The organism is Streptomyces sp. SID14436, from assembly GCF_010548465.1.
Classification (GTDB): Bacteria; Actinomycetota; Actinomycetes; order Streptomycetales; family Streptomycetaceae; genus Streptomyces.
This window is the reverse complement of the sequence record NZ_JAAGMD010000448.1, coordinates 1-11504: the sequence shown is the minus strand read 5'-3', so window position 1 is coordinate 11504 and position 11504 is coordinate 1. Positions and strand designations below refer to the sequence as shown.

At 73.4% G+C, this 11504-nt stretch carries 8 protein-coding genes; 6 read left to right on the top strand and 2 right to left on the bottom strand.

What is annotated here, in order from left to right; translation table 11 throughout:
- The first annotated feature begins 384 nt into the window (after positions 1-384).
- Positions 385-1911: an MFS transporter gene (locus G3I53_RS15480; RefSeq protein ID WP_203592598.1), complete on the top strand. Its 1527-nt coding sequence runs from the start codon at positions 385-387 to the stop codon at positions 1909-1911.
- Between the two features lie 155 nt (positions 1912-2066).
- Positions 2067-3176: a glycoside hydrolase family 5 protein gene (locus G3I53_RS15475; protein ID WP_164438453.1), complete on the top strand. Its 1110-nt coding sequence runs from the start codon at positions 2067-2069 to the stop codon at positions 3174-3176.
- Between the two features lie 79 nt (positions 3177-3255).
- Here G3I53_RS15475 and G3I53_RS15470 read toward each other — a convergent pair whose 3' ends face one another.
- On the bottom strand, positions 3256-3915 hold the full coding sequence (locus G3I53_RS15470; protein WP_164332379.1) for a CBS domain-containing protein: 660 nt from the start codon (positions 3913-3915) through the stop codon (positions 3256-3258).
- Positions 3916-4080: 165 nt separating this feature from the next.
- Complete coding sequence (locus G3I53_RS15465; protein WP_164332378.1) at positions 4081-5514, bottom strand: cellulose binding domain-containing protein; 1434 nt, start codon at positions 5512-5514, stop codon at positions 4081-4083.
- 422 nt (positions 5515-5936) lie between these two features.
- On the opposite strand from G3I53_RS15465, the gene G3I53_RS15460 reads away from it, so the two are divergent.
- From G3I53_RS15460 to G3I53_RS15445, 4 genes are all read left to right on the top strand, one after another.
- Positions 5937-6785 (top strand): GntR family transcriptional regulator, encoded by an 849-nt coding sequence (locus tag G3I53_RS15460; protein ID WP_164332377.1) that lies wholly within the window; start codon positions 5937-5939, stop codon positions 6783-6785.
- A 133-nt stretch (positions 6786-6918) separates the two neighbouring features.
- Positions 6919-8145, top strand: a complete 1227-nt coding sequence (locus G3I53_RS15455; protein ID WP_164332376.1) for a glycoside hydrolase family 64 protein — start codon at positions 6919-6921, stop codon at positions 8143-8145.
- A gap of 64 nt (positions 8146-8209) precedes the next feature.
- Positions 8210-9319, top strand: a complete 1110-nt coding sequence (locus G3I53_RS15450; RefSeq protein WP_164332375.1) for an AI-2E family transporter — start codon at positions 8210-8212, stop codon at positions 9317-9319.
- A 175-nt stretch (positions 9320-9494) separates the two neighbouring features.
- Entirely contained in the window at positions 9495-11465 is a 1971-nt protein-coding gene (locus G3I53_RS15445) for a dynamin family protein (RefSeq protein WP_164438452.1), read from the top strand.
- Positions 11466-11504 lie beyond the last annotated feature (39 nt).

The following is an 11504-nucleotide window of genomic DNA, read 5'->3' as shown; positions in this document are numbered from 1 at the left end:
CGCCGGATGAGTGCGCCGCACGGCCCGGCACGGCAGGTGCCCGGCCCCCGTCACCCGCACGGCCCGGCCCGGCGCGCGCCGCCGCCCGCCCCCGGACTACGGTCGGAGGCGTCGCACCGCCGGGTTTCCTCCGGCGGGCCGCGCGTTGGTGGTCCAAGGCAAGACGCTCCGCTGCCCGCGGGGAGATGCAGGTGCAAGGCCTGCCCAACGCTCCAACCACCCCCCGGTGACGGGCGGTCCGGCCCCTCCCGGGGAGTCCGGTCAGCGGATGCGGCGTCACCCGTTCCGACGCAGACTGGTCGAATGAAGGTCCAGAACGCGGGACGTGGTGGGGCCGCGCCGCCCTCGGGCGGACGGGCCCGGCAGAACGTGGCCCTGGCGGCCATGCTGTTCGCGGTCGCCATGACGTTCATCGACCAGACCATCGTGGCCATCGCCGCCCCGGACATCGACCACGAACTGGGGCTCTCCACCTCCGGCATGCAATGGGTCGTCAACGCCTACCTGTTGTCGCTGGCGGCGTTCTTCGCCCTGGGCGGACGGCTGACGGACCTGCTCGGGGCGCGGCGCGTGGTCGTGGCCGGGACGCTGGTGTTCGTGGTCTCGTCCGTGCTGTGCGGCTGCGTGCCCCGCGGGGACTTCGCGCAGACCTGGCTGATCGTCTTCCGGGCCACCCAGGGCCTCGGCGCGGCCCTGCTCTTCCCGGCCGCGCTCGCCGTGGTGGTCGCCGTGTTCCCGGTCGAGCGCCGGGGAAGGGCCCTGGCCCTGTTCTTCGGCCTGTCCGGCGCGCTGACCGCCCTGGGCCCGCTGCTGGGCGGCTGGCTCACCGCGTGGACGTGGCGCGCCATCTTCTGGGTCAACGTGCCGGTGGCGCTCGTGGCGCTCGTGCTGACCGCGATGGCGCACATCACGGACCGGCGGCGCGAGGAACGGCTGGACGTCGGCGGCGCCGTCCTGATCGCGGTGGGCATGGGCCTGAGCGTCCTCGGCTTCCAGCAGGCGTTCTCCTGGGGCTGGGACAACGTGGCGACCTGGGCGTGCATCGTCGGCGGACTCGCCGTGCTGGCGCTGTTCGTCCGTCACGAACGCGGGGTGCGCCACCCGCTGATCAACCTGTCGGTCTTCCGGGACCGGGCGTTCACCATCGACTCCATTGTGCTGTTCTTCGCGATGCTCGCCTTCGTCCCGCTGTTCTTCTTCGCCTCCGTCTACGCGCAGGTGTCGCTGAGCGCCTCGCCCAACCAGGCCGCCCTGTTCCTGCTGTACTTCTTCGCCGGCTTCGCCGTCGCCTCGCAGTGGGGCGGCCGCATCCTGGACAAGAGCGGGGCGCGGCCGGCCCTGAAACTGGGCACCGTGGTCGGCGCGGTCGGCTTCGCCCTGTGGGCGGGTGAGCTGACCGACCTGTCGATGCACGACCAGTGGCCCTACGCGGCCCTCGCGGGCGCCGGCATCGGCTTCCTCCTCGCCCCCGCCTCCACGGACGCCGTCAACCGCTCCATCGGCGCCTCCTACGGCGAGGTCACCGGCATCACGCAGACGGTGCGCAACTACGCGGCGAGCGTCGGCCTGGCGGTCTTCGGCACGGTGCTCGCCCACGTCACCACCGAGAAGGTCGTCAACACCCTGGAGTCCCGCGGCGTCCCGCCCGAGGAGGCCCGTGGTGTCGCGCGGAGCGTGACCGAGGCCGTCACCGGCAACGCCGACGAACGCGTCCCCGAGGGCGGCGGCCGGGCCGCGGAGTCCATGCGGGAGACCATGTCGGCGGTGCGGATGGACTTCGCCGAGGCCAACCAGTGGGTGTTCTACGGCATGGCCATCGCCCTGGGCATCGCCTTCCTGTTCTCCCTGCGCCACCCCGGCGGACGCGTGACGGAGCAGACGCCCGAGCCGTCCACCGCCGAGACCCGCTGAACCACAGCCACGCCGACGGCCCCCGGGGCCGCGTCGGCGTGGCGCTGCCGCGCTTCTGCGACGGTCGTGAACCTTGCCTTACGGGCTCCGTTCCGGTTCCATCCCGTTAGGAAAGTTTCCTAACCCATCCCCCCACGGGCGAACGGAGACCCCCCATGAGACCGGCACGTCCCCACACCCGTCCGGCCGCCGTCCTGGCGGCCCTCGGCAGTGCCCTGCTCCTCACCCTCGCCACCGCGGCCGCCGCCCCGGCCGCCCCCACCACCGCCCGCGCCGACGGTGCCGTCCGGCCGGCGGCCCGGCCCGTCGCCCCGCTCGCGGCCGGCACCCCCGTCGCCGCCAACGGACAACTGGAGGTCTGCGGCACCAGGCTCTGCAACGAGCACGGCCACCCCGTCCAGCTGCGCGGCATGAGCTCGCACGGCACCCAGTGGTACGCCCAGTGCCTGACCGGCGGCTCCCTCGACGCCCTGGCCGAGGACTGGAAGGCCGACGTCCTGCGCGTGTCCACCTACGTCCAGGAGGGCGGCTACGAGACCGACCCCCGGCGCTTCACCGAGCTGGCGAGCTCCCTGATCGAGCAGGCCACCGAACGCGGCATGTACGTGATCGTCGACTGGCACATGCTCGACCCCGGCGACCCGATGGTGAACCTGGACAACGCCCGCGCGTTCTTCACCGACATCGCCCGGCGCCACCAGGGGAAGAACAACGTCCTGTACGAGATCGCCAACGAGCCGAGCCGTGTGAGCTGGTCCCGCATCAAGGACTACGCGGAGCGGATCATCCCGGTGATCCGGGGCATCGACGCCGACGCGCCCGTCCTCGTCGGCACCCGGGGCTGGTCCTCCCTCGGCGTGTCCGACGGCTCCGACGAGTCCGAGGTCGTCGCGGACCCGGTCGACGCCTCGAACCTCATGTACACGTTCCACTTCTACGCCGCCGGCCACGGCGACGCCTACCTGTCCGCACTCTCCCGGGCCGCCGACCGGATCCCCGTGTTCGTCACCGAGTTCGGCACCCAGAACAGCGCCGGGGAGGGGCCCGACGACTTCGCCCGGTCCGCGCGCTACCTCGACCTCATGGCCGCCAAGAAGATCAGCTGGGTCAACTGGAACTTCTCCGACGACCACCGCTCGGGCGCCGTCTTCACCCCGGGCACCTGCGCGGCCGGCGGACCGTGGACCGGCACCTCCTCGCTCAAGCCCGCCGGGGTGTGGGTCCGCGACCGCATGAGGTCGCCGGACGACTTCCCCACCCGCTGAGCCCCGCCCCGGACCCGCCCGCCCGGACCGCCCGGCCCGGGCGGGCGCGCCCCGCGGACGGAGCCCTGCGGATCCGGCCTCAGAAAGAGTCCGGCGCGCCGTCGTCGCCGTCCGGCACCGGCCGGAACTCCACCTCCACGACGCCGTCGACGTCCCGGCACAGCTCGACCAGTTTCGCCGGCGCGGCACCGGACGACAGCCGCCCGGTGAGCACCACGAACCCGTGCGACACGGTGACGCCGACCGCGGACGGCGACTCGCCCAGCGACCTCACCAGCACGTCCTCGACGATCTCCGTGCGGATCGCCTGGTCCTTGCGGACGAACACCCGCAGCAGGTCGCTGCGGCTCACCACCCCGGTCAGCCGGCCGTCCGCACCGACCACCAGGAGCCGCTTGACGCCGTGCTGGGCCATGACCCGGGCGGCGTCCACGACGCTCCAGTCCTCCTGGGCGCACAGCGCCGGTGACGTCATCAGCCCGGCGGCGTCCACGGCCCACGCCTTGGCGGGCCGGGACGCCGGCGTGCGGTCCCCGGTGTCGCCGTCCTGACGGCCCCACATCTTGTGCAGGAGATCCGCCTCCGAGACCACGCCCACCGGACGGTCCTCGGTGTCCACGACCGGCACGGCGGTGATGTCGTACTCGAGCAGCAGGTGCGCGATCTCCTTGAACGGCGTGCCGGCCTGGATGCGGACGACCGCGTCGCTCATGACGTCGCGCACCTTCCGGTGGTTCATCGCGGCGCTTCCTCCTCACTCCGGCGCACGGCCCACGCGGGGACGGCCGATGTGCGCGGGCGGCCGTCACCAACATCATTGTCCGCCATGACCTGCACAGCGGGCGACGCAACGGCCGGGCGACGGAGCGGAAGGCGTGCCGGAGCGGCACCGGGGCCGTCCGGGTTACGGGGCCGGGACCTCGTCGACGAACGACGTGCCCGCGCCGCGGAGGGCGTCGACGCGGGCCGAGACCTGCGCCGGGGTGAGCACCCGGTCCTTGACGTGCAGCACGTAGTCCACCTGCTGGTCGTAGGCGCGGGGTGTGGTGGACGTCTGCCCCTCCAGGTCGATCAGCCACTGGTTGAAGTTGATCGACATCGGCCGCTCGGGCAGGTACGCGGCGTCGTGCGTGCCGAACAACCGGCCGTCGACGTAGTAGGTGATGGCCCGGTCGTCGATGGTCACGACGAGGTCGTGCCACCCGGCGAAGCTCCGCCGGCTCTCGCTGTGCTGGTTGACGGCCTGCCAGGGGTCGGGGTGGTAGGTCTCCCACGAGGTGGTGTAGAGGATGTTGGCCGGCTCGCCCCAGCCGCCGTTGGGCAGGTACTCGAAGTCGTACTCCGCGTAGTCGTCGGCCATCGGGGCCGTCAGGTCGTTGATGGTGAAGAAGGTCTGCACGACCCGGTCTCCGTCGGGTCCGTGCACGGGCGTGTCGGAGAAGCGGACCCGGGCCGCGTAGGTGCCGTCCTTGAACTTCATGTCCCGGGTGAGGACTTCGGTGTGGACGGTGGAGGCGGCGGTGCCCGCGCTGGAGGACCGCAGGTTCATCACGGACTGTCCGCCCGAGGAGGCGAAGGTGACGCGGGACGGGTCCCAGGTCGCGCCCGGCACGCCCGGGCCGCCGGAGCCGGACCGCACGCGCCAGCCGTGGGCCGACAGGTCCGGGTCGGTGTGCGAGGCGTAGTCGAAGTCGTCGAACAGGGTCCGGCCGCCGCCCGGGTCGGTCGGATCGGTCGGATCGGTGGGGTCGGTCGGGTCGTCGCCGCCCGGCGCCGCGCCCCACACGGTCTCCCCGCCGAGGTGGGCGGTGACCCGGTCCCAGTCGGCGTACGCGGTCCGGTCCCCGGAGAAGGAGTGGTCGTCGCTCTGCCGCAGCGGCTGCCACGTCGACCGGTGGAAGCGGAGCTGCATGTCACCGGTGTCGGCCCCGGGCGCCAGCGAGCCGGCCGCGGCGGTGAAGCCGATCTCCAGGTAGCGGTCCGCCGTGGCGGTGGGGTGGGCCGGCGTCCCGAAGGTGCCGGTGACGGCGGAACAGCCGCGGACCGCCCAGGAACAGGCGAAGCGGTAGGCGGCGTCGGGCGCGTCCGCCGTGAAGTAGTAGCGGATCCGCACCTGGCTCAGCGGGACGGTGGTGGAACCGGTGTTGCGGACCTTCAGCCAGGGCTCGCTCTGATCGGCGACCGCGCCGGTGGCGCTCGTGCGGTACTGGACGGCGAGGTCGCCGTCGGCGGCCGAGGCGGTGCCGGCGGGCAGGGCGGTGAGGGCCGTGCCGGCCAGTAACGCGGTCACGGCGAGGGCCGCCCGGGCGCGGCGCGAGGCGGGAGGACGGGTGCTCATCCGGGGTCCTTTCGAGGTCCCCGCCGCGGCGGGGGTGGGGGAGTGGGGGAGGGTGCGCGGTGGACCGCCGGGGCGGGTCCGGGGTGCCGCCGGGACGCCGGACGGCAGCGGGGCGGGGGCACACCGGTCCGCACGGGCGTTCCGTCGGGCACGGCGTCGACGGCGGAGCCGGACGGCGGAGTCAATGGACCCGTCGGTGCTGACCAGTTGTCCACCATCGCCTTACCAGTTGGTTCCGGAACCGAACGTGGCATGGACCAATGACGTCGTCAACCCTTCGCGTCCCAACGGCTCTTGGCGTGCCGGGGCCCTGGCGGGGAGAGGGGCGACGGCAACGGGTCGATGCCAACGCCCGCTGACGTCTGACCAGTTAAGGTGAGGAGGCATACCAGTGCCCCGCCGACGACGAGCGAGGAAGCCGCATGGAGATCGACGCCGCCGCCTCGGGTGCGGTGCTCAAGCGGGAGCGGGTCCGCGACGCGATCCTGGACCTGATCGAGGAGCGGCGGCCCGGGGACGCCATCCCGTCCGAGCGGACCCTGTGCGCCCGGCTCGGGGTGTCGCGGCCCACGGTGCGCGCCGCCGTGGACGAACTGGTCGTCGCCGGACTGCTGGTGCGCGAGCACGGGCGGGGCATGTTCGTCGCCGACGAGAAGATCACCCAGGAACTGGTCCCGGACCGGGGCTCCTTCGGCCTGCCCCGCGCGGGCGGGCGGTGGACCAGCCGGGTGATGGAACTGCGCACCCTGCCCGCCGGTGCCCGGGTGGGGCGCAAGCTGCGGATGTCGCCCGCCGCCGGGATCCGCTACGTGGCCCGGCTCCGGCTGGTCGACGAGGTGCCCATGGCCATCGAGCACCTGCACGTCCCGGCGGCACTCGTCCCGGACCTGACCGGTGAGGAACTCGAACAGGGCGATCTCTACGAGCACTTCCGCGACCGGCACGGGGTGCAGGTGGCGGAAGCGGTGCAGTCCATCGAGCCCACCGTGGTGACCCGGGCCGAGGCCGACCTCCTCACCGTGCCCGAACTGTCGCCCGCCCTGCTCTTCGAGCGCCTCACCACCGACACCGCGGGCCGCCCGGTCGAGTACGTCCACTCCCTCTACCGCGGGGACCGCTACCGCATCGTCTCCCGGCTCGCCCTCGGCCCCCGCCCGCCCCGGCCCCGGACGCCGGCCCGGGGGCACCACCCCGGCATCCCGCCGGGGGACCTCCCGCCCGGGGACCCGGTCACCTTCTCCACCCGCGGGGTCGTGCAGGAAGGGCGGTGAGCGGCGGGGCTTCCCGGCCCCGCCCCGGCACCGGAACAAGCCCCTCCGTGTGCATTGACAGGTCCCTGCCATGGCGCGACGCTGAGAGCGCTCTCAGAAGGCTGAATCCCCAACAGTCGAACGGAGAACAAGCATGCTGCGCACTCTCGGACGCCGGACCCTGGCCACGGGGCTGACCCTCGCCACGATGCTGGCCGGCTCCCTCCTCGCCACCGGGGCCGCCGCCCCGGCCGGAGCCGCCACACCCGCCACGGCGGCCGCGGTCCCGGCGACGATCCCCCTCACGATCACCAACAACTCGGGCCGCGCGGACCAGGTGTACGTCTACAACCTCGGCACCCAGCTGTCGACCGGCCGGCAGGGCTGGGCCGACGCCGACGGCACGTTCCACCCGTGGCCCGCGGGCGGCAACCCACCGACCCCCGCACCCGACGCCGCCATTCCGGGCCCGGCCGCCGGACAGTCCAAGACCATCCGCGTCCCCAAGTTCTCCGGACGCATCTACTTCTCCTACGGCCGCAAGCTGGTGTTCAAGCTGACCACCGGCGGACTGGTCCAGCCCGCCGTGCAGAACCCCACCGACCCCAACCGCGACATCCTGTTCAACTGGTCCGAGTACACGCTCAACGACGACGGGCTGTGGCTCAACAGCACCCAGGTCGACATGTTCTCCGCGCCCTACTCCGTGGGCCTCCAGCGCGCCGACGGCAGCTCGGTGAGCGCCGGGAAACTCAGGCCCGGCGGATACCGGGGCCTCTTCGACGCGCTGCGGGGACAACCCGGCGGCTGGTCCGGCCTGATCCAGACCGCGGCCGACGGCACCGTGCTGCGCGCCCTGTCACCCCTGTACGGCGTGGAGACCGGAGCCCTGCCCGCCGGCGTCATGGACGACTACATCGACCGCGTCTGGCAGAAGTACACGACCTCCACCCTGACGGTCACCCCCTTCGCCGACCGGCCCGCCGTGCGCTACTCGGGCCGGGTCTCCGGCGGCGTCATGCGCTTCACCGACACCTCCGGCGCGGTCGTCACCAGCTTCGACAAGCCCGACGCCTCCTCCGTCTTCGGCTGCCACCGCCGGCTCGACGCCCCCAACGACCAGGTGCGCGGCCCCATCTCCCGCACCCTGTGCGCGGGCTTCAACCGCACCACCCTGCTGGTCAACTCCCAGCAGCCCGACACGAGTCCGGCCGCCTTCTACCGGGACCCGGTCACCAACCACTACGCCCGCGCCGTCCACGCGCAGATGGCCGACGGCAAGGCGTACGCCTTCGCCTTCGACGACGTCGGCCACCACGAGTCCCTCGTCCACGACGGCGGACCGCGCCAGGCCCGGCTGACCCTGGAGCCCCTCGACTGACCGCCCGCCGGCCACGTCCGACCTGGACCGCGGCGGGATGCCGGGTGACCCATAGGGTGACCCCATGTCTGCCACGTTGAGTTCGAGGAAAGCGCGCGCCGCGCTGCACACCTCGGCGCGTATCTCCGGTGAACTGCTCCTGGTCCTGCTGCTGACCGCGGTGGTGCTCTGGATCCTGGGCCGGATGTGGCCGGTGGTCTGGCCGCTCGTCGTCGGCCTGCTCCTCACCACGCTGACCTGGCCTCCCACCCGGGCCCTGCGCAACCGCGGTCTGCGTCCCGCCGTGGCGGCGTCGGTGGTCACCGTGCTGTTCCTGGCGATCGCCGCCGGCACGGTCGCGCTGATCGCGGTGCCGGTCGCCTCGCAGTCCGGGGAGCTCACCGACGGCGTCGTCGCGGGCATCGACCGGCTGCGCGACTGGGCCGCCGGTCCTCCGCTGAACATCGGGGACGACCAGATCGCCGAGGCGTTCGACGCCGCCACCGCGCGCGTGCAGGACAGCGCGGGAACCATCGCGGGCACGGTCGTCACCGGGGTCAGCACCGTGTTCAGCGGAGTGGTCACCGCCGTCCTCGCCCTGTTCCTGATGTTCTTCTTCCTCAAGGACGGGCCGCGTTTCCTGCCGTGGCTGTCCCGCCAGCTCCCCGGCCGGCTCTCCGTGCACGTCCCGGTGACGGTCGGCCGGTGCTGGGACACCCTCGGCGCGTTCGTCCGGTCCCAGGCGCTCGTCGGCATGATCGACGCCGTCCTGATCGGTCTGGGACTGTGGATCCTCGACGTCCCGCTCGTGCTGCCGCTGGCCGTGCTCACCTTCGTGTCCGCGTTCGTGCCCATCGTGGGCGCCCTGTTCGCCGGGTTCGTCGCGGTGCTCATCGCGCTGGTGTCGAACGGCCTGATGGACGCGCTGATCGTGCTGGCGATCATCGTCGGGGTGCAGCAGCTCGAGGGCAACGTGTTCCAGCCCATGATCCAGAGCCGCGGGCTCGGTCTGCACGCGGCCGTCGTCCTGCTGGCGGTGACGCTCGGCGGCAGCCTGGCCGGCATCGTGGGCAGCCTGCTCGCCGTACCGGTCGCCGCGCTGATCGCCGTGGTGTGGAACCACCTCCGTGAGCAGCTCCTCGAACCGCCGCAGCAGCCGGGCGAGGAGGAGCCGGATCCCGCACCCGGCGCCTGACCGGGACAGGGGAGGGGGACCGGGCCCGCAGAGGTCGCGGGCCGGGCTGCCGGGCGCGGTGCGGGCGTCGGTCCGACGGTGCGTCACGTGACGCGGTGACCGGTCCTCGGATAACCGGGAGCAATCCCATCATGTGATGAGAAGAAGGTGCGTGCGCCGCCTCTACGGTGACGCCGTGACAGCTCAGCCGATGGTGAAGGACCCGGCCGGACCGTGGGCCCCGGCGGTCGCCGGACATCTGCGGTGGGTCCACGGCCTGCTCTCCGGCGTCGACCTCCTCGCCGAACACCGTGACGCGCTGCGGTCCCGGCTCTGGGCGGTACGCAGCCGCGCCGACGACCCGGAGCTGCGGGTCGCCGTGTTCGGGGAGACCTCCAGCGGCAAGAGCACCCTGCTCAACGCCTTCCTGCGCCGGCGCCTGCTGCCCTCCTCCGCCCGGGTCACCACCCGCACCACCACGGTGCTGCGGCACCGCGAGGACGCCGAGGGCCTCACCGTCCGCACCGACGAGGACGTGGTGCTCACCTGGCCGTCGCAGAGCTTCGACGACTGGGCCGGCCGGACGCCCGGCACGGACGGAAGGCGTCTGGAGGACGCGCTGCACCGGGTGCTCACCACCGACCTGGCCGACCGTGTCCGGGGGCTGCACGTGCTCACCGACGTGGCCCTGCTCGGCGGCGACGTCACCGTCATCGACACACCCGGGTTCAGCGTCACCGACGCGGGGCACCGCGAGCTGGCCGAGGAGGCCGCCCGGCAGGCGGACGTGGCGCTGGTCGTGGTCCCGGCGGTCGCCGCCCTGTCCATGACCCTGGTGGACTTCCTCACCGGCCCGCTCCGCGACCACCACGACCGGTGCGCCTTCGTCCTGACCAAACTGGACCTCCTCGACGAGGACGAACACCCCGAGACCGTCGAGGTCGTGACCCACCGGCTGCGCGAACTCGGCTTCGCCGACCCCGTCCTGCTGCCGTGCGCCCCCGGCCGGGCCCTGACCGAAGCCCTCGCCGCGCCCCCCGCCGACGCCGCCGCTCCACGCCCCGGCCCCGGCGGCCCGGGCCACCTCGCGCCGTTCCTGGACGTCGAGGCCGAGATCGTACGGCTGGCCGCCGACCGGCGCCGGTCCGCCGTGGCCGCCACCGTGTACGGCCTGCTCTCCGACCTGCTCGCCGCGGTCGAGGAGACCACCGACGGCCGCCGGGCCGAACTCACCCGCTCCCGCGCCGAACTGGCCGCCCTCACCCTCCCCGACTTCACCGAGTTCCTGGACGGCTGGGCCGGACGCGCCCGCGGCCGCGTCGGCTCCGACCCCCTCCTCACGGCGTCGCCCGACGTCCTGGCCGCCTCCCGGGAGCAACTGGCGGCCGACATCGACGACGCCGTCGCGGGCAACAAGATCAACAACACCGCCAAGGCCGCCGAGGAGGTCTCCCGCCTCGTCCGGCTGCACCTGCGCGAACGGGCCGAACAGCAGGTGCGGGCCGCCGTCCGACGCGCCGGTGAACTGCTCACCGAGGCCGCCCGGGAACTCGCCCAGGACTTCGGCCGCCAGTACGACCGGCTCGCCGGACTGGCCGGGGAGACCACGGCCACGCCCCCGGCCCCCGCCGTGGACCGGACCGAACCGCCCGCACCCGACCTCTCCGGCATCGACGAGGCCCTGGCCACGATCGGCGCCACCCTCGTGACCAGCGACAACTGGCGCACCGGCGGCGGAGCCGCAGCCGGCGCCCTGGTCGGCAGCATGATCGCCCCCGGTCTCGGCACCGTCATCGGCGGGGTCCTCGGCGCCGCCTTCGGCACCCGCAGCACCGACGCCACCCGGCAGCAGTTCCTCGACCGGGCCCGCCCCGTCATCGCCGCCGCCCACGATGAGATCGACAGCCTCGTCGCCGACTGCGTGCGACGCGTCCGCCGGGACGCCCACGCGGGCATCGACGCGCTGCGCCGGCGGTACGACACCACCTGGCGCGAGGAGATCGACCGGCTCACCGCCGCCCACGACCGGCAGCTGGACCAGCTGGCCGCCGCGATCTCCGCGGCCGAGGAAGCCGCCGCGGCGGCCCGTCGCCGCCGCGAGGAGGTCCTCGCCCTGCGCCGCGCCACCTCCGCCACCGCCCACGCCACCGACCCCCAGGAGCCGTGACTCCGTGAGCACAACTCGCCGGCCCGACGCCGGCCCCGC

Coding starts and splice junctions, on each gene's coding strand:
- G3I53_RS15480 (WP_203592598.1), top strand. CDS start 385: ATGCTGTTCGCGGTCGCCATGACGTTCATCGACCAGACCATCGTGGCC.
- G3I53_RS15475 (WP_164438453.1), top strand. CDS start 2,067: ATGAGACCGGCACGTCCCCACACCCGTCCGGCCGCCGTCCTGGCGGCC.
- G3I53_RS15470 (WP_164332379.1), bottom strand. CDS start 3,915: ATGAACCACCGGAAGGTGCGCGACGTCATGAGCGACGCGGTCGTCCGC.
- G3I53_RS15465 (WP_164332378.1), bottom strand. CDS start 5,514: ATGAGCACCCGTCCTCCCGCCTCGCGCCGCGCCCGGGCGGCCCTCGCC.
- G3I53_RS15460 (WP_164332377.1), top strand. CDS start 5,937: ATGGAGATCGACGCCGCCGCCTCGGGTGCGGTGCTCAAGCGGGAGCGG.
- G3I53_RS15455 (WP_164332376.1), top strand. CDS start 6,919: ATGCTGCGCACTCTCGGACGCCGGACCCTGGCCACGGGGCTGACCCTC.
- G3I53_RS15450 (WP_164332375.1), top strand. CDS start 8,210: ATGTCTGCCACGTTGAGTTCGAGGAAAGCGCGCGCCGCGCTGCACACC.